This is a genomic window from Sutterella massiliensis, assembly GCF_016899755.1.
GTDB lineage: Bacteria > Pseudomonadota > Gammaproteobacteria > Burkholderiales > Burkholderiaceae_F > Sutterella > Sutterella massiliensis.
Window position 1 is genome coordinate 1 of sequence record NZ_JACJJC010000004.1, and the last position, 23041, is coordinate 23041.

Annotated in this window: 18 protein-coding genes, 2 tRNA genes and 2 rRNA genes; 8 read left to right on the forward strand and 14 right to left on the reverse strand. The window is 60.1% G+C overall.

From position 1 onward, the window contains the following. Both H6A60_RS03480 and rrf read left to right on the forward strand, forming a co-directional pair. Positions 1-184: ribosomal RNA gene (locus tag H6A60_RS03480) — 23S ribosomal RNA — on the forward strand; the annotation flags it as partial. A 100-nt stretch (positions 185-284) separates the two neighbouring features. Next, a 5S ribosomal RNA gene (rrf, locus tag H6A60_RS03485) occupies positions 285-399 on the forward strand. Positions 400-485: 86 nt separating this feature from the next. On the opposite strand, the gene H6A60_RS03490 is transcribed toward rrf, so the two are convergent. Both H6A60_RS03490 and H6A60_RS03495 read right to left on the reverse strand, forming a co-directional pair. After that, positions 486-1436: a LysR family transcriptional regulator gene (locus tag H6A60_RS03490; protein ID WP_205102029.1), complete on the reverse strand. Its 951-nt coding sequence runs from the start codon at positions 1434-1436 to the stop codon at positions 486-488. A gap of 96 nt (positions 1437-1532) precedes the next feature. Next, complete coding sequence (locus tag H6A60_RS03495; protein WP_205102030.1) at positions 1533-3107, reverse strand: FAD-dependent oxidoreductase; 1575 nt, start codon at positions 3105-3107, stop codon at positions 1533-1535. Between the two features lie 265 nt (positions 3108-3372). On the opposite strand from H6A60_RS03495, the gene H6A60_RS03500 reads away from it, so the two are divergent. After that, on the forward strand, positions 3373-4803 hold the full coding sequence (locus H6A60_RS03500) for a C69 family dipeptidase (protein WP_205102031.1): 1431 nt from the start codon (positions 3373-3375) through the stop codon (positions 4801-4803). A 192-nt stretch (positions 4804-4995) separates the two neighbouring features. Here H6A60_RS03500 and H6A60_RS03505 read toward each other — a convergent pair whose 3' ends face one another. Beyond that, positions 4996-5880 carry a DMT family transporter gene (locus tag H6A60_RS03505; protein ID WP_205102032.1) on the reverse strand — a complete coding sequence of 295 codons (885 nt, stop codon included), beginning with the start codon at positions 5878-5880 and terminating at the stop codon, positions 4996-4998. Between the two features lie 757 nt (positions 5881-6637). On the opposite strand from H6A60_RS03505, the gene H6A60_RS03510 reads away from it, so the two are divergent. Beyond that, positions 6638-6728: transfer RNA gene (locus H6A60_RS03510), tRNA-Ser, on the forward strand. Between the two features lie 15 nt (positions 6729-6743). Further along, on the forward strand, positions 6744-7136 hold the full coding sequence (locus tag H6A60_RS03515; RefSeq protein ID WP_205102033.1) for a hypothetical protein: 393 nt from the start codon (positions 6744-6746) through the stop codon (positions 7134-7136). Here the strand turns inward: H6A60_RS03515 and H6A60_RS03520 are convergent, their stop codons facing one another. From H6A60_RS03520 to H6A60_RS03545, 6 genes are all read right to left on the reverse strand, one after another. Continuing rightward, a complete protein-coding gene (locus tag H6A60_RS03520; protein WP_205102034.1) occupies positions 7137-9050 on the reverse strand; it encodes a class I SAM-dependent methyltransferase in 1914 nt (637 codons plus the stop codon). A 49-nt stretch (positions 9051-9099) separates the two neighbouring features. Continuing rightward, complete coding sequence (locus tag H6A60_RS03525; protein ID WP_205102035.1) at positions 9100-9645, reverse strand: CreA family protein; 546 nt, start codon at positions 9643-9645, stop codon at positions 9100-9102. Between the two features lie 165 nt (positions 9646-9810). Beyond that, the gene (gene larE / locus H6A60_RS03530) at positions 9811-10662 is read right to left on the reverse strand and encodes an ATP-dependent sacrificial sulfur transferase LarE (protein ID WP_205102036.1); all 852 of its coding nucleotides are present in this window, start codon (positions 10660-10662) and stop codon (positions 9811-9813) included. A 51-nt stretch (positions 10663-10713) separates the two neighbouring features. After that, on the reverse strand, positions 10714-11457 hold the full coding sequence (gene larC, locus H6A60_RS03535; protein ID WP_205102037.1) for a nickel pincer cofactor biosynthesis protein LarC: 744 nt from the start codon (positions 11455-11457) through the stop codon (positions 10714-10716). A 35-nt stretch (positions 11458-11492) separates the two neighbouring features. Further along, positions 11493-12176, reverse strand: coding sequence for a nickel pincer cofactor biosynthesis protein LarB (gene larB, locus H6A60_RS03540; RefSeq protein WP_205102038.1), 684 nt, complete (start codon positions 12174-12176; stop codon positions 11493-11495). A gap of 329 nt (positions 12177-12505) precedes the next feature. Next, complete coding sequence (locus tag H6A60_RS03545) at positions 12506-13783, reverse strand: nickel-dependent lactate racemase family protein (RefSeq protein WP_205102039.1); 1278 nt, start codon at positions 13781-13783, stop codon at positions 12506-12508. A gap of 401 nt (positions 13784-14184) precedes the next feature. Between H6A60_RS03545 and H6A60_RS03550 the strand changes: the two genes are divergently transcribed. Both H6A60_RS03550 and dnaA read left to right on the forward strand, forming a co-directional pair. Further along, positions 14185-14260 (forward strand) — tRNA-His (locus tag H6A60_RS03550). A 218-nt stretch (positions 14261-14478) separates the two neighbouring features. After that, on the forward strand, positions 14479-15858 hold the full coding sequence (gene dnaA, locus H6A60_RS03555) for a chromosomal replication initiator protein DnaA (RefSeq protein ID WP_205102168.1): 1380 nt from the start codon (positions 14479-14481) through the stop codon (positions 15856-15858). Between the two features lie 102 nt (positions 15859-15960). On the opposite strand, the gene H6A60_RS03560 is transcribed toward dnaA, so the two are convergent. Beyond that, positions 15961-16434, reverse strand: a complete 474-nt coding sequence (locus H6A60_RS03560; RefSeq protein WP_205102040.1) for a peroxiredoxin — start codon at positions 16432-16434, stop codon at positions 15961-15963. 104 nt (positions 16435-16538) lie between these two features. Then, complete coding sequence (locus H6A60_RS03565) at positions 16539-17363, reverse strand: nucleotidyltransferase domain-containing protein (protein ID WP_205102041.1); 825 nt, start codon at positions 17361-17363, stop codon at positions 16539-16541. Between the two features lie 788 nt (positions 17364-18151). On the opposite strand from H6A60_RS03565, the gene H6A60_RS03570 reads away from it, so the two are divergent. Next, positions 18152-19204 carry a type II asparaginase gene (locus tag H6A60_RS03570; protein ID WP_205102042.1) on the forward strand — a complete coding sequence of 351 codons (1053 nt, stop codon included), beginning with the start codon at positions 18152-18154 and terminating at the stop codon, positions 19202-19204. A 315-nt stretch (positions 19205-19519) separates the two neighbouring features. Here H6A60_RS03570 and gsiD read toward each other — a convergent pair whose 3' ends face one another. From gsiD to gsiB, 3 genes are all read right to left on the reverse strand, one after another. Next, positions 19520-20419, reverse strand: coding sequence for a glutathione ABC transporter permease GsiD (gsiD, locus tag H6A60_RS03575; RefSeq protein WP_205102043.1), 900 nt, complete (start codon positions 20417-20419; stop codon positions 19520-19522). 18 nt (positions 20420-20437) lie between these two features. Further along, positions 20438-21358 (reverse strand): glutathione ABC transporter permease GsiC, encoded by a 921-nt coding sequence (gene gsiC / locus H6A60_RS03580; protein ID WP_205102044.1) that lies wholly within the window; start codon positions 21356-21358, stop codon positions 20438-20440. 99 nt (positions 21359-21457) lie between these two features. Then, positions 21458-22990, reverse strand: a complete 1533-nt coding sequence (gene gsiB, locus H6A60_RS03585; protein ID WP_205102045.1) for a glutathione ABC transporter substrate-binding protein GsiB — start codon at positions 22988-22990, stop codon at positions 21458-21460. Positions 22991-23041 lie beyond the last annotated feature (51 nt).

Genomic DNA, 23041 nt, shown 5'->3' on the forward strand with positions numbered 1-23041 from the left:
TAGCTATGTGGGGAAGAGATAACCGCTGAAAGCATCTAAGCGGGAAACTTGCCTGAAGATAAGTCTTCCTGGAGGCTTGACCTCCCTAAAGAGTCGTTCGAGACCAGGACGTTGATAGGTCGGGTGTGCAAGCGCTGTGAGGCGTTTAGCTGACCGATACTAATTGCTCGTGCAGCTTGATCCTATAACCGTGAAGCCTTGAAAGAGTCGAAGCTCGAAGAGGATTTCCAGAAAGAATCGAAGCGCAGTCGGAACCTGCGGTCATTTCCTTCCAAAGTTTTCAGCCTGGCGACCATACCGTTGCGGAACCACTCCTTCCCATTCCGAACAGGACAGTGAAACGCTTCAGGGCCGATGATAGTTGGTTGTATTTCCAGTGAAAGTAGGTCATTGCCAGGCTCCCTATAAAGAAACCCCTCGATGCTCAGCGCTCGAGGGGTTTCGTCTTATGTGGGCTTCGAAGGCGAAAGCACGACGATCCATGCTCAGATCCGCTCGGTTTTCTGCAGCCTCGCTCGCAATTCACTCGGCTTTTCATCCCAGTCGAAGCGGCTGAGAATCTCGCGAAGCAGCTCGGCCGCACGCTGCATAAGGCGTTCTTCGATCAGGTCGTACCGATACGAGAGCTCAACAGGATCTTGAGACGTCGGAAATGGAATGTCGCAGCAGGTGAGGCTCGGGTGGCGCCTCATCAGAACCTCCGCCACATAGACCGGTACGAGTGCGACTCGCTCCGTGCCTAGCAGATACGGCGCAATGAGGCCGTAGTGCGACGTCATCGCGTCGACGCTTCGCTCCAGCCCGAGCCTTCTCAGGTAGCCGTCAGCCACGCCGTAGGGACCGCCGTAATGAACAACGATGTGCGAGCGCTCCACGTACTCTTCAAGCGTCAGGTTTTTCCTTTTTTCATCATCGTATTGCGCTTCAAAGAGGCAACAGTCCCAGTGAAAGCCGAACGCTTCGCGCGCAACTGTATTGGCGTGCGTGCCGCCGCCCGTGACAGCGAAATGCGTTTCGCGCGACAGAATCGATCGTTCTGCGAGCAGTGCATTGGTTTGTCGGATGATGGGCGTTGCTTCGGGCAGTTTTTTCTTGAAAGCGTCGGCAATCGCTCGCCCGAGAACGAACTCGAAGTCGTCCGACATGGCAATGAGAACCGCCCTGGCGTGCTTTCTTTCCGTCGGAATCACCCGCGCACAGGCGCCCAGCGCATCGGCGATGGACGGAAAGAGTTCCTCCGCTGCAGTCGTCGGAACCATTTCTCGGTCAACGGGTACGAAAAGCGGATCACCATAGGCTTCGCGAAGCGAGGCAAGATGCTGGCTCACGGTCGACGCGGAAATACCGAGTTCTCTCGCCGCACGCGTGACGCTGCGGCAGTGGAAGAGCGCTTCGAAGGTTTTGAGCAGATTGAGGTTAAAGGACGTCGTCTGCATCGGTTGGCGTCTCGAGTAAAGCGGGGACTCGATGATCTTGCCATCGAGTCCCCTTAGACGGCTATCGAGACTCACCCGATAATGGTTGCGTCAGGATTACATTTTGTGGCCGATTGCCTCCATTGCATAGCGCGCAGCGAGTCGCCCTGAAGTGAGCGCAAAGGACGAGGTGGCACCTTCGACCTTGATGTCGTCCGTATCCATAAAGAGGCCGCCCATGTCTGCGCCTGCCATATAGAGATTCGGAATGGCGTCGCCCTGGCCGTTCAAGGCTTCAAAGCGACGGTTGATCTTGATGCCGCCCAAGGTGAGGAAGTAAGTACGGATGCCTTTCAAGGCATAGTACGGTCCCTTTTCCATGTCGAACGCCGCGATGTGCTCTTTCTTGCGGCCGAATTCGGTGTCGACGCCCGTCTTGGCGTATTCGTTCACCTTTTCCATCGTGGCTTTGAGGTTCTCGTACGGCACGCCGATTTGGAGTGCGAGATCTTCGATGGTATCGGCCTTGAAGGCCCAACCGCGTTTCATGCCTTCTTCAAACGTCTTCGGGAGCGCCTTCAAAGGCGTGCCGACCGTGACGATTGCGTTGAACGGAATCAACGGGCCCGTTGCCATCAGCTGGTCGAACTTCGCCTGGTCGAGAATGTTGTACATGATGCCGCCCGCAGCGGTCATCGCCGCATAGACCTCGGTAAAGACCGAACCGCGCGATTCGTTGAAGAAGCGTTCGCCGTTGCGGTCGATCCAAAGCCACGGCTGCGCGAGGGCGCAACGGCCTTGCTTGAGCCAATCTTCGCCGTTGAACTGATTGATCGGCGGACGGTCCGGCAGGTACGGCGCATTGCCGACCACCTGAGACATGCTGGCGGTGGCGCCACCTACTCTCATCGCCATATTGATGCCGTCGCCCGTACGGCCGTCGACCAAGGCGCTTCGCAGCCAAATCGGTTCCGAGACGCTCGGGTCGCTCGAGTCAGGTACATACTGCTGGATCATGCCGGGGTTCGCAGCGAAGCCGCCCGTGGCGAGAATCACCTTCTTGGCGCGGACGATGACGGTTTCACCCGTCTTCGAATTGACGGCTTCAACGCCGGCGACCTGACCGTTCTGCATGATGAGTTTCTTCGCGGGCGTTTCCATCAAAATGGTGGCGCCCTTAGCCTTCGCGGATTCGGCGAGCTTTGCAATGACGGTCGATGCGCCGCCCTTAAAGAGATGCCAGCAGTGGAAGGATTCTTCCTCAGGCATGATCGTGCGGATGCCGCGAATTTCGACGCCCTTGTCGACTACCCAGTCGATCGTTGATCCGGACTCCGCAATCAGCTGGCGGATCACGTTCGGATTCGTGCGGTAGTGGTTGAATTCAAGAAAACGATTCACCGTGCGCTGCACGTCCCAATGGATGCCGTGCTCTTTCTGGTAGCGCGTGCCGATGCCGAGCGAACCTTCTGGGAAATTGCCGGCGCCGCCGAGAATCGAGAGCTTCTCGAGCAGCACGGGCTTCAGGCCTTTGTCGGTTGCTTCTGCGGCAGCTGCTACGCCGCTCAAGCCCCCGCCCACGATGACGAGGTCGGTGTCGATGATTTTGGTCGCTGCGAATGCCGGCGCCGAAATCAAACCCGAAGCGAGCATGGCGGATGCGACCGCCGAGAGGAATACGCGTCTTTGCATAATGAGCCTCCTTGATGTGGTGCTTTCATCATGCGGCGGCGAGCATTCGCTTGGTCGAATTGAGCGTTCGATTTTCCGCATGCCGCTCGAATAAAAGGCATACCGATCGGGTCAATTCGAGAGCAATTCCGCTTCCAAGTCGCAAATAGATGTGATTTCACTAAGACATTCCGCTTAGCTTCGCTACAATTCTCTGCAGTTTGCATACTGCGGTTATCGGCGCGGCAGTGCCTCGTCGACCGCATTCCATGGAGATTTCCGAGACATGTGCACCACGATCATCGTCGGCGAAAAGGCCACGGCTGACGGCTCCTTCCTTGTTGCCCGCAGCGCCGACAGCTCTTCGCTCAAGGCTCAGCACTTCGTCGTTCATCCGGCCGTAACGGGGCAGAGCGGCATTTACAGCACGAAGGCCCATGGGGGCGCCAACGACTTCACGTATCCGCTCCCGGAAACCGGCATGCGCTACACGACGGTGCCCAACTGGAAGACGCAGCTCCACGGTGCGGTCGGTTTCAATGAGGCCGGTCTCGGCATCACGGGCACGGAATCGATCTTCGCTTCCGACGCCGTTCTCGCGATTGACCCCTACAACAAGGAAAAGGGCATTACCGAAGACGACATTCCCGAGGTGATTCTGCCGCGCTGCCGTACGGCGCGCGAAGGCGTGAAGCTCCTCGGTGAAATCATCGAAACGATCGGTGCGGGCGAAGGCTTTGGCGTGGCGTTCGTCGACCTCACCGACGTCTGGTACCTTGAAACGGGTTCGGGCCACCAGTGGATCGCGCAGCGCATTCCGGCCGAATGCTATTTCGCTTCGGGCAACCAGGGGCGTCTGCAGGCTTACGATCCGAACTCCAAGGACATGATGGGCAGCGCCACGTTGACGACTTGGGCGCAGGAGCACGGCTTCTGGGATCCGGAAAAGGACGGCCCCTTCAACTTCTCGAAGGCCTATACGCGCGACGACGGCCGTGACCGCGTCTACAACGATCCGCGCGTCTGGGTGATGCAGAAGTATTTCAATCCGTCGATTGTTCAGGCGCCCGATGACGGCCGCAACTTCCCCGTTTATCTCGAACCCGAAAAGAAGGCGACGCTCGAGGACATCAAGGCGATGATGCGCGAGCACTTCGAAGGCACCGAACACGACCCGTACGGCAACGGCTTGCGCGGTGATGAACCCTGGCGTCCGATCAGCGTCTTCCGCACGTACGAAGCCCATGTGATGCAGGTGCGTCCGTGGCTGCCGAAGGCGATCGGCGAAGTGATCTATCTCGCGATGGGCATGGCCGACCTCTCGGTCTTCGTGCCGTTCTACGCCGGCCTCGAAGAAGCGCCTGCTTCCTACGGCATTGGTACCGACAAGGCCGATTCGAAGAGCGCCTATTGGAAGTTCCGCCGCCTGCAGACGCTTGCGATGACGGACTATCCGAAGCTCGCGCCGATCGTCAAGCAGGCCTTTAAGACTTTTGAAGCAGAAACGGCCAAGAAGCAGGCGTTGATGGAAGAGGCTTATCTCGGCATGCTCGGCAAGGACGAAAACGCTGCCAAGGCGCTTCTCAACATGTTCAACCACAAGGTGATCGAAGCGGCCGAAGCACTCGCCGAAAGTCTTATGAACGAACTCTTCACGATTCGCACAGCGGATATCGAAGAAAGCGTGGTGTTCAAAAACAATAAGGCTAAAGACTGATATCAGTCTCTGAACGTTTGAAAAACGCCGGAAGCCGCCGAGCGAAGTCGGAAGAAATTCCGCGGTGATCGGCGGCTTTTTCTCGCCCGGCCAAAACACAAATCGGCCGGGATGCCGCGCTACTCATGTTGCGCACGGCGGCTGTGCGATGAAGCTGCACCTCGGATGGATCGCCAGTTCTTGCTTGCGGCATCAGCGGCGAAGTGCCAGTGTTGCGACCATGCAGAAGATGAGCACGATGCCGATGATTTCTGCAGCATTGAGAACAAGGCCGAGAAGAGCGACGCCGAGCACGACAGCAGAAAGCGGTTCGAAACTGTTAAGAAGTGCCGTGACAGGCGCCGGGACATATTCGAGGCTCTTGAGGTAGCAACAGAAGGCGCCCACCGTACCGAAAGCAACGATGTAGAAGTAGAGGATGCCGCTCGTTGGCGTCCACGCCATCGAGATGAGGTCGGGCGGCGAAAAGACCCAGAGAACGGCGCCGCCGATAGTCATACCCCAGCCGACCAGTACATCAATGGGTACGCGCTGCATCACCGCCTTGGGCTGGATAGTGCAGAAGGCGCCCGCTGCCGCGGAAAGAATGCCCCAGAAAGCGCCTTCAATCGACAGGTCGACTGTGTCGAGGCGTCCCTTTGTCACGATGAGTGCGACGCCACCGGTTGCAAGCAAGAGCGCAAGCCATTCGACCTTGAGTACGCGCCGCTTTTCGGCAAAGGCCGTCCAGGCGATCACGAAGAGCGGACCTGTCGTCACCATGAGGGCGGCGGTCGCGGCATTCGAACATTCGATGGAGAGAAAAAACGTGAGCTGAATGACGAGAAGTCCGAGACCGTAGACCGTGATGTCGAAAAGGTTCTTGCGTTTATGGATCGCCGCGAAGATGTTGCTCCGTTTGACGAGTCCCGTGTAGGTGAGCAGCAAAAGACCGGCGCCAGCGAGGCGCAGCGTCGTGAGGTCGACGGCGCCAAACCCGCAGTTTTCCATCAGGAACTGCGCCGCAATGCTCATCGATCCCCAGAAGAAGCCGGCCAAGGCGGCAAGCACAATACCTAGAAGCTGTTTGCGATCCATAAAGGTCTGCCTAAAACGACTTGCGCTGTTGCCAATTTCACCGTTTTCGAAGCGTAGTCCATTTGCAGAGGCGTTGTCTGAGAATGGTCGCGAGTGTCACATCGTCATTGTCAATGCAGCGGGTTCAATCCTGGGGAACATTTGATTTCGATTGGGCACTACAGGGAAACATTTAACAAGGTGCTGTCTACTGTTTTTTGGGTATCGCCAACCGCGAGGTTAGTCAATGTCTCGTTTTGTCCACTATAAGTTTCATGTGAAGATTTTTAAGGATCCTCTGAACAATTCGTCCTTACCCAGCAAATTCAGAAAGTTGCATAAAAATCATGTATACGATAGAAGTCAAATATCATTTAAATGATTTGGATAGAGCAATGCATCAGCATTCATTCACGGACGTGAACTTGAGGCTCGGAGAAAAATTCGAAAGACCCGCACTGAGCGCCTCACCGAGCGGCTCGACGAACTGGTCCCGTGGAGCGAACTCCTGGATTTGATTCGGCCGTTCTATTTTGAAACCGGCCGCCCCGGTCGTCAGTTCCGGACACGCACTTCTTGACGAGGGGGCCCGCAAGCACATTCTCGCTTCGAGCGGACGCTTCAAACGCCCGAAGATGATCGGCAGCGAACGTATCACGGTCGTTGAAAAGGTGCGCTTTCAGTTCGGACTTCGCGGAGGTGCAGGTGCGGCACCTCAAAAAAGACTCCGCTTTTTCAGCGTTTTTTGCTATACTCGATAACTCGCTCGAAAGGACACGGAGGTGTGGCAGAGCGGTTGAATGCACCGGTCTTGAAAACCGGCGTCGGTTAATAGCCGATCGTGAGTTCGAATCTCACCGCCTCCGCCAAGAGAATGGCCCGAATTGTTTGATATTTCGGGCTTTTTTGTTGTCTCCGCTTGCAATGCCCGCCTTTTATATCGCCGTTCTCCCCGGCGAGAGACGTATGCTTCGTCGGCCGCGCCCGAAGCGTCGGGCGAGGTGTCCATGTGCGCGATAAAGCCGATCGCGGGGGCGGATTCGCAGCCGGCGGTCGCGGGCATTTTTATGTATTCGTGTGTCTATTGGGAAAATTCCTCGCAGGATCGAACGAGTCAGGGTCGACCGTTGGCGCACCGTTTCAGCATGTTGTGCGCCGCACCTGTTGCCGATCAATCGAAACGGCGGGCTGTCGCGAGCGTTTCCCTGGAATGCCAAACGGTTTTCCATTCCATTTTCGGGATCGATGCTTTGTTCGTTGAAGCGTCCTTCGGCTGATCAGAGCGGCAGTCGTCTGTCAATACCGGCAGTGAGTCCGTCCCAGCGCGAAGCGGCAAATTGCCTTGCCACTTCGTCTGTTGTTCGCAGAACTGTATCAAAGAGCGGCGTTTCCCAATGGGTTTCCGGGAGCGCGCGAGAAAGAAGCGCGCTTTCGGCCTGCGCGCGGAATAAAAGTCGATACTTGGAGCGGTCGATGAGGCGCCAGGCGGAAATGATTCGCGAGGCGCTGCGGTCCATGAGTCGCACGCTCGGCAGAAGGTCCGACTTCTTTTGGTTGGCGAGAACGCTTGCGGGCACGAGGTTCCAGAGGTCGTTCGAGTGCGTGCGGGACCACGGCAGCAGGTGGTCGACGGCAAATGTCTTCGTGAGACGGCCGCCCGTCCAGACGCAGCGTGTTTCTTGGGTGCGGATGCCTTCGAAATAGACATCCCGCGCAATTTTGACGTCGCGCTCGCTGCTCGCGGGCAGCATGCCGTCGACGATTTCGCCGAGCGTGTAGCCAATGCCTGCAAGGTCGCTCATGCGCTTGGCGCGCTGCGCCCATCTCAGAAGGACGGCGTCGGCGGCAAAAGGCGCGCAGACGTTGAGTTCGCGCCAGAGCGCTGCGGGCAGCGTGAGTTCACCGTAGCGCTCGGCCATTCCCGAGGGCGTGAGCGCCGTCTTTTTCGTATTGAAGCCCGTGACGGCAAAGAGTCGGTTGTGAGTCCCTTCCAAAGCGGTATCGCCGAGCGAATTCCCCGAGTAATAGACGGGTCCCTTGCGGAGCGTTTTGGCGACGTCGTCGGCGAGCGTCGTCAAGAGCGCCGCCTTTTCTGCGTCGAGCGACTCGGCGAATTTGCCCGCATAGAAGTCGCGTCTGAGCGCATGCCAGTCGCCCATGTAGGCGGTCATGAGCGCGCGAAGGGAGGCTTCGAAGGCGAGCGGTCTGCCGCCCGAAATCTGTCGGGGCGGCTCGCGGCCGGCCGAGGTCGACCTCATCCGCGCGATCGACCAGTAGTACTCGATCACGCGCTCGACGACGAGTGAAAAAGGAATCGCAACCGCTTCGTGTCCGACGCCGGAAGCCGAGCCGATATAGCGGGCGCGTCCGGGCGAAGCGATGTTGACGTCGCAAAGCGCACGCAAAAGCGCGAACTTGTAGGTGGCGGTCTTCTGATCGGATTCGAGCAGTCCCGTGATGTTCGTGCGTGCGGCGCCGCGGGCGCTGCGCTTTACCATCACGAAGGTGGTCCAGACGCATTCGCGGCCTTTGATGCCCGCTCGCGCAGTGCTTTCGCGATGAACCTCTTCAAAGCCCAAACGCTCGAAAAGTGCGACGTAGGCGTCGGCCGCCCGACTGAAATACCGGCGGCCGTAAGGATCGCTCGAAGCGCCCGGATGATCGATCGGGATGCTCGCGATCAGCGTAGTGTCGTCGCTCGAAAGTACGTCGATAAGAAGTGCCGTTCGGTAGAGCGCGTCGTCGTCCAAGTGCTGCAGCAGCGCGACGGCGAGAATCGACTGAAAGGCGGGCGCATCGGACGAGATGCCGAGCTGCTCGGCAAGCGCCGCTCGTTCAATGCTCGAGGGCGGCAAGGGAAGCGAACGAAAGCGCAAGCGATTTTGTGAGAGTGAACGCTCGCTTTTTGCAAGCGCTTCAGCGGCTTGAAGCATGGCGCTCGAGCCGTCGGTCGCAAGAACGCGAGCGCCTCGCGCGGCGAGCCAGCGTGCGTCGCGCCCCGACCCGCAGCCGAGTTCGAGGACGGCGCTTCCAGGCGCAATCCAGCGCGAATAGAGGCCGGCAAGCGCGGGTTCGGCCGCTGCCTCATATTGCGCGCAGAGTGCCGGCGCCGCAGCTTCGTAGGCTGCGAGTGTCGCTTCGGAGGATTCCGAGTGGCGGCGGCCGGCTTCTCGATCGAACTGGCGCGGCATTCTTCTCAAACGCATTGCGCTTCACATGCGGCGTGCTGCTTTTTCGGCCTCAGATCGAGTGTCCGTCGCCGCTCGAGGTGCCTGCACTCGGCTGAGACTTGCCTGCCGAGACGGGCGGCAGGGGCTTCACGTACGCGGCCGTTCCCCAGAGCGGAATCGTCGAGAGGCTGTGCTTGAAGCTGCCGGAGATTTCCTTCGTCGAGTAGGAGACGTACATGAGCGTCTGGTGTTCCGGGTCGAAGATGCGGCGGATCTTCATCGTCTTGAAGAGCACGCTCTTGGACTTTGTGAAAATCACTTCGCCTTCCTTTGTCTGATCGATGCGCGCGATCATCTCGGGCGTGATCTCGCCGGTCTGACGGCAGGAGACGGAGCTCTCCGAAGGGTCGGAGAGCTGCAGCGGCGAGCTGATGCTTGCAACGTGGCACGTCACGCCCGGGATATCGGGGTCGACAAAGGCGTCGAGCTGAATGTTCTTGAAGGTGAGAATGCCGAGCGAGACGTCGGCGACTTCGCTCTCCGAACAGCCGACGAGGGCTATTGCCGCAGCAACGGGAAGTGCGAGTCGCAGGAAACGCTTTTGGAGGCCGAGCATCAAAGAAAACTCCTTACTGATCCGATGGCGCCGATTGCTGGCGCCGATCCGTTGAGTTTAGCGGCTCGGGACGCGGCCATGGCTGGACGCGAAATCGTGCGAAACAAATACTTGCAAGCCCGAGCGTGCGCGGCGCTCGAGCTTACCCAAAGGCGGCACCTGTCGTTAGTCGTAGTAGCCCGAAAGCTTTTCGAGCACCTCGGCGCGAAGTCCTGGCAGACGGTCGCCGAATTTCTTGGCAAGGCGCTGCAAAAGCGCATCGAGCGCCGCTCGGGCTTTGTAGCTGTCGGGTTCTGCGGCGGCAAGGCTTGCCGCGCTCACGTGTAAGAGCGTGAGACCCGTTTCGGGCATGCGGATGCGGTAGCGAAGCTTGCTGCCGAAGTCGTCGCGCCCGACAAAGAGCTCGGCGTCCGCCACGGCCGCCAGCGCCGACTGTGAAGGCTGAATGCCGTAGGGAAAGCGCGTCAAAAGACACGGGCGTGCGGCCTGCTCGGGGTTGGGCATTCCGATCTCGCGCGCGATCTCGCGGATGCGGCGCTTTTCGATCCCCGCTTCGGCAAGCGGCGAGCGAATGCCAAGTTCGCGAATCGCGCGAGCCCCGGGTCGGAAGGCCGTGAGGTCCGAAGCATTGGTGCCGTCGCACACCGCGCCCCGGAGGTTCGAGTCGCGTGCTATGCGAAGAAGCTCTTCGAAGAGGTGGCGTTTGCAGACGTAGCAGCGGTCTTTCCCGGCATGTGCGAGCTCGGGCATTGAGAGCGACGAGGCCGGCACGCAGAGCGCCTCAAGCCCCATGGCTTCCGCGTCGTGGAGCGCCTGCGCGGTTTCGTCGGGCGCAATCTGCGGCCCGATGATGTGAAGCAGCACGGGCGAAAAGCCGAGCCGACCCGCCGCGAATGCCAGAAAGCGGCTGTCTAGGCCGCCCGAATAGGCAAGCGCGAAGCGCCCTTCGGACGCAATGCTTTCGAGGATGTCCTTTAAGCGCGAAAGTTCCGCGATGTCGGTGAGGTTCGTGTGCATGTCGGGCGGCTTTGTTAAATGTGTTGAAAAAAGCGGAGGGTGTTACGGTCTTCAGACCGTGGGCGAACCCATGGCAAAGAGCGTGCCGTTGGGCGTACCCTCAAAGCGCTGCTTCGTGAAAATCGTTGCGGTTTTTTCGACTGTCATTTCGGGCCAGCCGCCAAAGCGCGCGCCAAAGCCCTTGAGGATTGCGAGGCCCGTGGGCGTAATCGGCTCGCCCGTGCCCGCGTATGGACGAACGGGAACGCCTTCGAGCATAGCGAAAGTGGCCGGGGCGGGGAAGGGCACTTCGCCGTGTGCGCAACGCACGATGCCGTCGCCCATCGGAACGGGGCTCGCTGCGATCTCGGCGGGTGCGAGCGTCGTCAGGTATTCGGCGCAAAGGCCGATCGCGAGAATGTTCGACATGCGGCCGACTTCGTGAAAGTGAACGACATCAAGCGGCGCGTTGTGTACCTTGGCTTCCGCTCGCGCGACAGTCATCCAGACGGCGCGTGCCTTTTCACGAGCGGCGGCAGAAAGGCGGCTCTTCTCATAGATCTCGAAAATGTCGCTCGGATGGCGATGCGCATGCTCGGACGGCGTAACGACGTCGGCGCGCCAGCCCGCGATGCCGTTCACGGATGCGGTTTCAAGTGCGACTTCGGCTTCTGCGCCCGGGAAAAGCGAGCGCAGATAGGCACCCGCGAGACCGGCCGTCTGCTCGGTGAGAACGAGAAGGCCCCCCAGGAAAACGCCGGCATTGAAGCCCGCGTGAATGCGTACGGCAATGATTTTGTTGTCGGTGCCCGACATGATCGAATCTCCTTTTACGAAGCATGAGCGGCGTCTTAAGCCGCTTCAAGCAGCGCGAGCACGCGCGCGGCAGCGCAGGCCGCGCCGTAGCCGTTGTCGATGTTGAGGACGCAAACGCCCGGCGCGCATGAAGCGAGCATGCTTCTGAGCGCTGTCATGCCGTGTTCGGCGATGCCGTAGCCGACTGAGGTCGGTACGGCGAAGAGGGGCTTTGAGGTGAGGCCTCCGAGCACGGAAGCGAGCGCCGCGTCAAGACCCGCCGCGACGATCACGACGTCGCAGCGGTTGATGTCTTCGATTGCGGCCTGAATGCGCCAGAGGCCCGCGACACCGCAGTCCTCAAAGAGCACCGGCTCGTAGCCGAGATAGTGAAGCGTGCGTGCGGCTTCGCGCGTGACGAAAAGATCGGCCGAACCCGCTGAGACAACTGCAGCGCGCCCGGTGCGTTTTTCGAGCGTGCGGTGCCAGGCCGTGCGCGAAAGCGCGTCGTAGTCGTAGCGCTCGGCGAGTTCGCGCGGGACTTTCGCCATCGTTTCGGGCGAAAGGCGCGTAAAAAGAATGGGCTTCTCGTTGTCGTCGGCAAAGCGCTCGAGGAGCGCAAGCAGCACCGAAAAGGGCTTGCCTTCGCAGAATACGGCCTCGGGGAGCCCGATGCGCCGGTCGCGCTCGATGTCGAATCGAACGGCGCCGGTGGTATCGCTCAATGTAGTAGCGGTCATGGTCAACGTGAGCTTCGGGAAAACAGTCTGAATGGGTAGCGGCTGCGCTTCCCGCAGAGATTAGCAGGCGGCGCTGCAAAATCGGCGCCGAGGGCGCTCGAACGGTCGAATCTGCGTGCAATGCGGTCGGATTCGGCAATGGCAGCGGCGTGCTCGTGCGCTTCGCGCCCGTTTTGACGGGAAATCGATGAGAGCGCTTCCTCGAAACGGAACGTACAGAAGCGTGCGCAGGAGAGCACGAGCACCGCACTCGAAAGCACGTCGAGCACGCCGCAAAGCGTGCCCGACGGGAGGCTTTACTTCATTAAGCTTGAGAAGCGCTTGCCGGATCAGCCGACGCGCGGCACCGTGAGGCTGCCTTCAGGCATGAGAATCACGCTGGGTCGATCGCCCACGTACGTCTTCGCGATCGCAAGCGCCTCTTCGACGGTGTCGACCGCAGCCGTAAAGAGCATCGACTTCGCGAGCTCTCGGTCCAGTCGCGTCACGAGAATGAAGCGCGCCTTCGACTGCGGGCGCGAAACGGCATAGGCCTTGTTCGCGCCGATCTGGAAGTTTTCTTCAAGTTCCTTGCGAATCGCTTCGGGCGTGACGAGACGGCGGAAGGTTTCTTCGAGCTTCGCCGAGCCCGAGCCCTCCTCGCAGTCGGCAAGAAGCACCACGACGCCGCCCTCGCGCACGGCGCAGGCGGCGTTGTCCATCGTCTTTTGCATCTGATAGACGTTGATGTCCTTCGGGTAGCCGCCGCAGGAAGCGATGACGAGGTCGGCTTCCTTCGGGATCACGCAGCCGTAGGCGCGGTCGACGAAGCGGCAGGCCTCGTTGTGCGCCAATCGCCAGTCGCCCGCAAAGATCGAAAGGAATTCGTGCTTGGCGTTGAGAATGGCATTGAAAAGGAAGAGCGAGCGACCGCGCGCAAAGAGCGAGACGCCTTCCATCTGGTCTTCGTAACAGGGGTTGCCGATCGTAATGCCGAGGCCCGCCGAAGGCTCAAGCATGAAGCTGTGGTTCTTGCGCACCGTTTCCATCGCGGCGCACCCCGGGAGGATGGCCTTGCGGCCGCCGCCGTAGCCCGAGAAGTAGTGGTGCACGATCGTGCCCGTGAGGATCACGTGGTCGACGTCGCACAAGTGCTTGTTGATGCGAACGGGCGTGCCGCGCGAAGTGGTGCCGAAATAGACGAAGTCTTCGTCAACCGTGGAGATGCTGTTGTAGTGGCGGATGCGGCGAGCGACGTCTTCGCCGACTTCCGAGGCCATTTCTTCCGGGGTCATGGCGCGGTGCGTTCCGAGCGCGAAGACGATGCGCATGTTTTCGTCGGGCACGCCGAGGCGGTTCATCTCTTCGACGAGGATCGGCATGAAGATTTCGCTGTTGGCAACGCGCGTCGGGTCGTTGCAGATGAAGGCGACGGTGTCGCCCGGGCGAATGATTCCCTCGAGGGGCTTCGTGCCGATCGGATGGCGGATCGCGTCAAGAACGGCGCCGCGCACGTCTTCAAGAACGGGCAGGTTTTCCGTGCGAACGACTTTGAGAATGTCGTCGGCTTCGTATTCGAAGGTCTTGGTGCCTCGGCCGTACGCGAAGGTGTAGGTCTCTTTTGCCATGGTTGTTTGGTTCCTCAGCTGTGGGGCGCGTCCGTTCGTTTGTCGGCAAAGTCGCCAACGGTTTGCGGCTGCGCCCGGTCGTCCGGTAGAAGGCAGACTGTGTCGGTCCAAGCAGTCTGCGCTCTGGCTGCGGGTTCGGTCAATCTGTGCAGAAGTTTGCCTGTCGCCGAAGCGAAGAGCGGCCCTGCACAGGTCGCACGCATTATAAATGGGCGGCACGGTCAAAAGGTTTTCAGGTCGCCCGAGGCGGTGCGAACTGTCGCTTCAAACGGCGAAAAAGAAGAAAAAGCACGGAAATCGGAAAATAACTCTTGACAAATTTTCGACAATACGTATAATTCAAATTCTTCGCTTCAAGCTGTACGGAAACGGACTGCAGGAGCGGGGAAAAGAAGAGAATGGTGGGTGTAGCTCAGTTGGTAGAGTCCCGGATTGTGATTCCGGTTGTCGTGGGTTCGAGTCCCATCTCCCACCCCATTCCTTCCTTAAAAGAAGCCGCTCCGGAGCTCAGGCCCCGAGCGGATTTTTTTTGTTCCGAATTTCCTTTGCCTCGCGCGGGCGCTTTTTTCTAAAATTCACCTTTTCGACCGAGCGCACGCGAGTTGCGCGCGCCCGAACGAGTTGCGCCGAGGCGGCGCTTCTGTTATGGTTTTCGGCCTTTTCCCAAGGGTCTATACGGAGCGGACATGGAGTCAATGAACGAATTCTGGGCGGCATGCCAGGCGAAGCTGAAGGAACTCGTCCGTTCTACGCCGAGCATCTACCAGCTTTGGTTCGGCGTGCTCGAGCCCGTCTCTTGGGATCCCGCGCTCGGCAAGCTCACGCTGAAGGCGCCTGCGGCAAAGGTGCCTTACATTCGTGCGGTCTATCTTGAGAACATCCGTACGGTCGCAACCTTTGTGAACGGCGGCCGCTCCGTGACGCTCACGCTCATCGCTGCGCCGGGACAAGAGGGCGAAAACGAGAAGCCCGTCGTCGATCACGCCGCGCCCGGCGAACGCCACGCGCAGGAAATGGCCCGCCGCGAAGATGCGGGCCTCATCCCGCGCTTTACCTTTGAAGAGTACGTGAGCGGCAGCGCCAATCAGCTTGCGGTTGCGGCCGCTCAGCACGTGGCGGCAACGCCCGGGAGCTCCTACAACCCGCTCTACATCTACGGGGGCGTCGGGCTCGGCAAGACCCACCTCATGCACGCCGTCGGCCATCGATATCTCGATTTGCATCCGAACGGCCGCATCCGTGCGGTGACGGCGCAGAACTTCATCAACGAGTACACGTCGGCAGTGCGCGAGTCCGCTTCGAAGGGGCCTTCGGTTCTCGAAGCTTTTGACGAGCGCTACCGCAATCTCGATCTGCTTCTGATCGACGACGTGCAGTCGCTCTCGGGTGCAAAGGGTTCGCAGGCGCAGTTCTTCCGCGCATTCGAAGCACTTGTGCCGCACAACAAGCAGATCGTGATCACGTCGGACACGTACTCGAAGGGCTTGAAGGACATCGAGCCGCGCCTCGTGTCGCGCCTCTCGCAGGGCTTGTCCGTTGCGATTGAGCCGCCCGAGTACGAAATGCGCGTTGCGATTCTGCAGAACAAGGCCAAGGACATCGGCATCGATCTGCCCGACGAAGTCGCTTCCTTCATCGGCAAGCGCATCAAGTCGAACGTGCGTGAACTCGAAGGGGCGCTCCAGCAGGTTGTCGCCTATCAGCAGTTCCAAGCCGGCGCCGCACGCGACATCACGATCGATCTCGTCAAGAAGGTGCTGCGCGACCAGCTGATGGTTGCCAACACGCAGATCACGATCGAAAACATTCAGAAGGTGGTGGCCGACTACTACAAGATCAAGGTGGCGGACATGCACTCGAAGAAGCGCCCCGCAAGCATCGCCAAGCCTCGTCAGATTGCGATGTACCTTGTGAAGCAGCTCACCAATCACAGCCTCACGGAAATCGGCGAGGGCTTCGGGGGGCGCGACCATGCGACGGTGCTGCACGCCGTGCGCAAGATCGACAAGGAGCGTCAGGCCGACGCCGAGCTCAACCACGAAATTCACGTGCTCGAGCAGATGATCCGCGCCTGAGCTGCACGGGCGCCGCTCACGTCGACACCAAGAAAAAGCCGGTCGAGTCCTTTGGCGGACGACCGGCTTTCGTTTGCCGAGACGCTGCAAAAAGCGCTTCGATCAGGCGGCGCCTTCGAGCAGCGCGAGAAGCTCGGCTACGTGCGTTTTTGCCTTGACGCCGCGCATTACGTAGAGGAGCTTGCCTTCGGGCGAGATGACGAAGGTCGAGCGCTCGATCCCGAAGCAGCGGCGGCCGTACATCATCTTTTCCTTGAGAACGCCGTAGAGGTTGCAAACCGTTTCGGCCTTGTCCGAAAGGAGCGTGAAGTTGAGCCCCTGGCGTTCGCGAAAGCCGCAATGGCTCTTGACGCTGTCGCGCGAGACGCCGAGCACCGTGAAGCCGAGCGCTTCAAAGCGTGCGAGGTTGTCGCGAAAGGCAATGGCTTGCGTGGTGCAGCCCGCGGTGTTGTCCTTCGGGTAGAAGTAAAGGATGACGCCCTTGCCGCGCAGCGCGGAGAGCGTCGTCGTGCCGCCCGCGTCGTTCTCAAGCGTGAAATCGGGCGCTTCGGCGCCGACGAGAAGTTCTTCCGTCATGAGTAGTTGCCTTTGAGAAGTGGTTGGACTGAAAGGTCGGGCGGGTTGTATGCAAACGCATCGTTCGCCTTCGGCCCGCCTCTTCGTGTCCATAGCTTATCGGCTTATTGCGGCGCGTTTTCCGAACGGCCCACGAGTCCGAGCGTCGAAAGCAGGAAGCCGTCCAACTGCGAGGGCGAGAGCGTCGTTTCGCCCGCCACCGGGGGCTGCGTTTCTTCGAGCGAACGTTCGATGAAGCGAAGGATGTTCGGGAAGAGACGCTTGCTGGCGTTCTGCTCTTGCGTAGCCGCCGTCGACTTCATGCGCGCGAGCGACTCGATCTCGATGCGAAGCGACTCGTTTTCGGTGCCGCCCACCGTCTTTTCGACGAGTTCGGCAAAGAGCACGGGCGGCAGTTCTTCGCTCGTTTCCGTCCATTTCATCGCGAGGATCGCCTGCACGACGTAGAGCAGGATCTTGAACGAAACCTCGTCGCGCCCCTGCACGCCGCGCGAGAGGTGAGAGAGCGCGATCGAGCGGTAGCTCCAGTAGAGCTTCGCGCGCGGCACGGCGTAGGCCAGGAGCGTGCGCATGTTGCCGAGGAAGGTCGGATTGTCCCGATAGACGATCGGCGAATAAAGGCGCTGCGCAAGGCTCGGATTGCCTTTGGCGAGAAGCCGCAGCGTCTTTCTGAGGTCCCAGCCCTCGAAGTCCCACATGCCTTCGGGCGGCAGCGAGATGACTTCCGGAAAAGGCTCGAGCATCAGGTAGCGCCGCCAGTCGGTGGGTACATAGATGAAGCGCACGTCGTAGTCGGAGTTGGGCGAAGCGAAGCCCCAGCTGCGGCTGCCGGCTTCGGCGGCGTAAAGAATGCGGATGCCGTGTTTGCGCTCGATCGCATCGAGACGCGAATTGATTTCGGCGCGGATCGCGGGATCGATGAGGTCCATGACTTTTTCGGTTGAGAAGTGGTTGAGAAAAGTTTTGGAAAAAAGTCGGGAAAGTGTGTTGGCATTATCGGATGCGAGCACCGTTTTGCGCGAATTTGATGCGTTTTTTGCGCGATAGGGTGATGCGCGGCACCGACACTTGCGCAAGATTGCTTACAAATTGTTTCATTTGTCATGAGAATACAATTGCAAATAATTCTCATTTGGAGTAAATTTCACTCAACGGAACAGCGACGACGTCCAATGAGAGAAGCAGGGGTCGCTTCTCGGACGATCGACCGGTCGGCAGATGGGAACTGCCATGGGAAAGACCGGCTGCTGGAGCGGATTCTCCTGCCGCCGCCAGCAGTGTTGTCTCCGAGGGTCTCCTTGGGGCGGCTGGCTTTTGAGCCTCCGCCCCAATTTTTAGGTTCACGTTGAAGAGCCGAACCGATCGGCGGCGCAGCAGATGAAGCACCCGAAAAGCGGGGTCCGACGCTTCGAGAAGCACTGTGTGCGGCGGGGAAATCGCGCATAGTGCCGCTGCTGCGCCGTCGATCCTTTTGTCGAGACCCCTTCACCCGATCCGCCCGCCGTAGAATGCCTTCCGCTTCTTGGTCGAGCTTCCTGTCGGTGTCTCTTGATTCGCGGAACGCGTTGTGTCTTGCGGCAGGTCCTTCGAGAGAATCCGCGTCTTTCGCAAAACGGCCGAGTGCCCTATGATGCTCGCTGCGGCCGACGTAAAGGTTCCTAAAGCCTCGTCGGCCGATATACAACCGATTTTGACCGTTCGAAAAGGAATTCTCGACATGAAGAAGACACTGCTTGCCGCCGCGTTTGCGCTCTCTCTCGGCTTCTCGGCCGCCGCCAATGCGCTGCCGACCGTGAAGATCATCGCCACGGGCGGCACGATCGCGGGCGCTGCCGCAAGCGCCACGGATACGACCGGGTACGATGCTGCCGCCGTCGGCATTCAGACCCTCATCAACGCCGTGCCGCAGATGAAGGACTTTGCCGAAGTTTCGGGCGAGCAGATTGCGAAGATTTCTTCGAACAACATGGATACGCCGACGCTCCTGAAGCTCGCCAAGCGCGTCAACGAGCTCGTGGCCGATCCGAAGGTCGACGGCGTCGTGATCACGCACGGCACCGACACGATTGAAGAAACCGCGTACTTCCTGAACCTTACGGTCAAGAGCGACAAGCCCGTCGTGCTTGTGGGCGCGATGCGTCCCTCGACCGCCATCTCTGCCGACGGTCCGATGAATCTCCTTGAAGCCGTCCAGACGGCCGCTTCTCCCAAGATGAAGGGTCAGGGCGTCACGATCGTCATGAACGATCAGATCTCTGCCGCGCGTGAAACGACGAAGGGCAACACGACGAATGTGGCGACCTTCTCAGCGCCCGAAATGGGCTACTTGGGGTACGTCGTCAACAACGAACCGGTTCTCTACCGCGCAACGACCCGCCGCCATACCTTCCAGAGCGAATTCGATATTGCGAAGCTCGATACGCTGCCGCGCGTCGACATCGTCTACTCGCACATCGACCAGGACGAAAAGGTTGTCGAAGCGGTTCTCAAGCTCGGTGCCAAGGGCATCGTCTCGGCGGGTACGGGCAACGGCAGCGTGAGCGACCGCGCCGAAGCCGTGCTTGAAAAGGCCAACAAGTCCGGCACGCCCGTCGTTCTCTCCGCGCACGTGCCTGCGGGCGGCGTCGTGAAGTCGCACGCGCAGTACGTCAATGCGGGCTTTGTCTTTGCGGGCAACCTCAATCCGCAGAAGGCGCGCCTCCTGCTGCAGCTCGCGCTCACGAAGACGAACGATCCGAAGGAAATCCAGCGCATCTTCAGCGAATACTGATCGATGCGTGCCGGTGCGTTCGTTTCCGGGCGTCTGTCGTTTGAACGGCGTTTGAACCGTAGGCGCGAGGCTCGCGAGTGCCCGTCTCTGCGCGGAGTCGGCGGCGCCGATTGGGCGGCGTTCGGTTGAGGCTTCGGGCGAAAAAAAGGGGGATCCCGGTGTGAAACCGAGGATCCCCAAATTTTCGGGCTTTGTCGGGCCGCCCCACGTACTCCGCTTCATGGCCGTTGGGCGGGCAATGGGCCCGAAAGGATGCGCAGCGCGGTCGGCCCTGGTGGTGAAACGCACGGGCCGGCCGAGCTTCATAAAAGAGAGTCAGTTGTTCGTGTCCACCTTCGGGTCGAGGGCGTCGCGCAGGCCGTCGCCCAAGAGATTGAAGGCGAGCACCGTGAGGAAGATCGCGATCACGGGAAAGAGCGCCGCGTGCGGGGCCGTCATGAGGTCGGCGCGCGCTTCGTTCAGCATCGCGCCCCATTCGGGCATCGGCGGCTGCGCGCCGAGACCGAGGAAGGAGAGCGATGCTGCGGTGATGATCGAGGTGCCGATGCGCATCGTGAGGTAGACCATGATCACCGAGATCGTGCCCGGGAGAATGTGGCGGATCAAGAGCATCCCGTCGCTGATGCCGAGGCTCTTGGCGGCTTCGACATAGGTCTGCGTCTTGAGCGAGAGGACGTTCGCGCGCACAAGACGCGCGAAGGCCGGGATCGAGAAGATTGCGACGGCGGCGACGACATTGAGCATGCCGCCCCCGAGGATCGCGACGATGCCGATCGCGAGCAGGATCCCCGGGAACGCGAAGAGCACGTCGGAGATGCGCATGATGATGCGGTCGGCCCAGCCTTCGTAGAACCCGGCGATGAGACCGAGCGCGGTACCGATCACGGCGCCGCCGAAAACGGAGGTGAAGCCGCAGATGAGCGAAATGCGCGTGCCTGCGACGATGCGGCTGAAGATGTCGCGCCCGAGGGCGTCGACGCCGAACCAGTGTGCGGCAGAGGGCCCTTCGTTCAGGCGGTCGTAGTCGAAGTAGTTTTCGGGATCAAAGGGCGTGAGCCAGGGCCCGAAAATCGCAACGAAAATCAGAAAGAGCACGAAAATGCCGGCGGCCATCGCCACGGGTTCGCGCTTGAATTTGCGCCAGAATTCCGAAAGCGGCGTTCTCAGTTTGTCGCCCGACTGTGCGAGGCGCGGATCGTTAGCGGCGGAAGTCATGAGTCGTCTCCTATTCTTTTACTTGTAGCGGATGGACGGATTGATCCAGCCGTAGAGCACGTCGACGATCAGATTGATCACGATGAATTCGACGGAAAAGAGCAGCACGCTCGCCTGGATGACCGGGTAGTCGCGCATGTCGACGGCGTCGACAAGGAGGCGCCCCATGCCCGGCCAGTTGAAGACCTTCTCGACGACGATCGAGCCGCCCAAGAGAAAGCCGAACTGCAGCCCCATCATGGTGACGACCGGAATGAGCGCGTTGCGAAGCGCATGCTTCATCACGATGAAGGAGCCGCGAACGCCCTTGGCGCGCGCCGTTCGGATGTAGTCGTCCGTGAGCACCTCGACAAAGGACGCGCGCGTGAAGCGGGCCATGACGGCCGCAACGGCCGCGCCGAGCGTAATGGAGGGCAGAATGTAGTGCTTCCAGGTCGCCGCGCCCACGGTCGGCAGCCAACCGAGCTCGACCGAGAAGACCTCCATCAGAAGGATCCCGAGCGCGAATGCCGGAAACGAAATCCCGGAAACGGCAATCGTCATGCAGAGACGGTCGGGCCAGCGGTTGCGGTAGACGGCGGAAATGACGCCCGCGGCGAGCCCGAAGAGCACCGACCAGCCCATGGCGGCGATCGTGAGATACATCGTCGGGCCGAAGCGCTCGGCAATCTCGTCGATCACGGGTCGCTGCGTGCGGATGGACGTGCCGAAGTCGCCCTGAAGCGCATTGGCGACAAAGGAGACGAACTGCTCGGGGATCGAGCGGTCGAGCCCGAGCTGGTGGCGAACCATTTCAACCGTGGCTTCGTCGGCTTCGGGGCCGGCGGCAAGGCGCGCCGGGTCGCCCGGGAGCATGTGTATGAACAGGAAGACGACGATCGTCACGATGATCATCGTTGGGATCATCCCGAGGAGTCGCTTCACGAAATAGCGGAGCATGTTGTCGTTCTCTCTTTTATGGTTGTTCTGCCTGGGGTGCCGCGGCTTTGAGGTGTGCTTGCCCGGCCGCGCTGCGGCGGCTCGGCCGGGCGTCTGCCGTTACTTCAACTCGGCCTCATAGAAGTCGATGTTGGCGTCGGGCAGCGTATAAAAGCCCGTGAGCTTCTTCGAGTAGGCGCTCAGATTCATTTCGTCGACGAGGAACGCCCACGGGGCATCCTGCCAGATCGTCTTCTGAACGTTGTCGTAGATCGCCTGCTTCTTCTTTTCGTCCGTCGTCGAGAGCGCTTCCATGAGCCCGTCGTCGACCGTCTTATTCGAGTAGTAGGCGGTGTTGCCCGCGTTGGGCGCCCAGCTTTCGGTTGCGAGAAGCGGGCGAACGGCCCAGTCGAGTTCGCCCGTCGAACTCGACCAGCCGATGTAGTAGAGCTCGACCTGCGCGTCCTTCGGGTCCTTCACGTCTTCGACGAGCGCGACGCGCTGCCCGGCTTCAAGTGCCTGAATATCGCACTTGATGCCGACCTGCGCGAGCTGCTGCTGCAGGAACTGGATGACCTTATTGGCGGTCGTGTGGTTGTAGGCGCTCCAGAGCTTCGCGCGGAAGCCGTTCGGGTAGCCCGCTTCTTTGAGAAGTTCGCGCGCCTTCTTCGGGTCGTAGGGCCAGGGGCCGAGCTTCGTCGCAAAGGCGACGCCCGCAGGCGCAACGCCCGTGGCCGGCGTTGCGTAGCCGCTGAAGGCGACCTTGGCGAGCGCTTCCTTGTTGATTGCGTAGTTGACCGCTTCGCGGACCTTCACGTTGTCAAAGGGCTTCTTCAAAACGTTCATCGAGAGGTAGCGCGTGATGATCGAAGGCGTTTTTTCGATCGTGACGCTGCCTTCCTTTTCGAGGAGCTTCACCTGTTCGGGCGGCAGGCTCATGGCAAAATGCGCTTCGCCCGTGCGCAGCATCGCCGCACGCGTACTGTTTTCAACAACGGGCTTCCAGACGATGCCGTCGAGTTTCGGCAGTCCCGCCACGCGGTAGTTCGGATTCTTGACGACGTGCAGAATTTCGCTCGGGTTGTAGTCCTTGAGCGTGTAGGGCCCCGTGCCGCACGGGTGGAAGGCGACCTTGCCGCCCCACTTCTCGATTGCGCTCGGGCAGATCATGACGCCCGAGGGGTGCGCAAGCTGGTTGAGAAAGGCCGAGAACGGACGCTTGAGCGTAAAGCGCACCGTGTACGGGTCGAGCGCTTCGGTCTTGGCGATGTTCGAGTAGAGCGAATAGCGCTTCAGGCCGTTTTTCGGGTCGGTGACGCGGTCGAAGTTGGCCTTGACGGCCTCGGCCGTAAATTCCGTGCCGTCATGGAATTTGACGCCCTGCTTCAATTTGATCGTGTAGACGAGGCCGTCGGCGGAAGGCTCGGCGCTTTCGGCAAGGACCGGGATGCGCTTCATGTTGCGGTCGAACCCGTAGAGGCCTTCGTAGAAGGACTTCGCCACGGCCTGCGAAAGCGTGTCGGAGGCGTCGTACGGGTCGAGCGTCGTGAAGGTCGACTGAACGGCCACGATGAGCTCTTCGGCACACGCCTGTGCGCCGATCGCGAGCCCCGCGAGAACCGCGGCAAGCGTCCGAATACGTGCGTATTTCATTGGTTTTTCTCCTATGTGCGTGTGAATCGACCTGTCGCTCCAAGTATTCGA

Coding starts and splice junctions, on each gene's coding strand:
- H6A60_RS03490 (WP_205102029.1), bottom strand. CDS start 1,436: ATGCAGACGACGTCCTTTAACCTCAATCTGCTCAAAACCTTCGAAGCG.
- H6A60_RS03495 (WP_205102030.1), bottom strand. CDS start 3,107: ATGCAAAGACGCGTATTCCTCTCGGCGGTCGCATCCGCCATGCTCGCT.
- H6A60_RS03500 (WP_205102031.1), top strand. CDS start 3,373: ATGTGCACCACGATCATCGTCGGCGAAAAGGCCACGGCTGACGGCTCC.
- H6A60_RS03505 (WP_205102032.1), bottom strand. CDS start 5,880: ATGGATCGCAAACAGCTTCTAGGTATTGTGCTTGCCGCCTTGGCCGGC.
- H6A60_RS03520 (WP_205102034.1), bottom strand. CDS start 9,050: ATGCCGCGCCAGTTCGATCGAGAAGCCGGCCGCCGCCACTCGGAATCC.
- H6A60_RS03525 (WP_205102035.1), bottom strand. CDS start 9,645: ATGCTCGGCCTCCAAAAGCGTTTCCTGCGACTCGCACTTCCCGTTGCT.
- larE (WP_205102036.1), bottom strand. CDS start 10,662: ATGCACACGAACCTCACCGACATCGCGGAACTTTCGCGCTTAAAGGAC.
- larC (WP_205102037.1), bottom strand. CDS start 11,457: ATGTCGGGCACCGACAACAAAATCATTGCCGTACGCATTCACGCGGGC.
- larB (WP_205102038.1), bottom strand. CDS start 12,176: ATGACCGCTACTACATTGAGCGATACCACCGGCGCCGTTCGATTCGAC.
- H6A60_RS03545 (WP_205102039.1), bottom strand. CDS start 13,783: ATGGCAAAAGAGACCTACACCTTCGCGTACGGCCGAGGCACCAAGACC.
- dnaA (WP_205102168.1), top strand. CDS start 14,479: ATGAACGAATTCTGGGCGGCATGCCAGGCGAAGCTGAAGGAACTCGTC.
- H6A60_RS03560 (WP_205102040.1), bottom strand. CDS start 16,434: ATGACGGAAGAACTTCTCGTCGGCGCCGAAGCGCCCGATTTCACGCTT.
- H6A60_RS03565 (WP_205102041.1), bottom strand. CDS start 17,363: ATGGACCTCATCGATCCCGCGATCCGCGCCGAAATCAATTCGCGTCTC.
- H6A60_RS03570 (WP_205102042.1), top strand. CDS start 18,152: ATGAAGAAGACACTGCTTGCCGCCGCGTTTGCGCTCTCTCTCGGCTTC.
- gsiD (WP_205102043.1), bottom strand. CDS start 20,419: ATGACTTCCGCCGCTAACGATCCGCGCCTCGCACAGTCGGGCGACAAA.
- gsiC (WP_205102044.1), bottom strand. CDS start 21,358: ATGCTCCGCTATTTCGTGAAGCGACTCCTCGGGATGATCCCAACGATG.
- gsiB (WP_205102045.1), bottom strand. CDS start 22,990: ATGAAATACGCACGTATTCGGACGCTTGCCGCGGTTCTCGCGGGGCTC.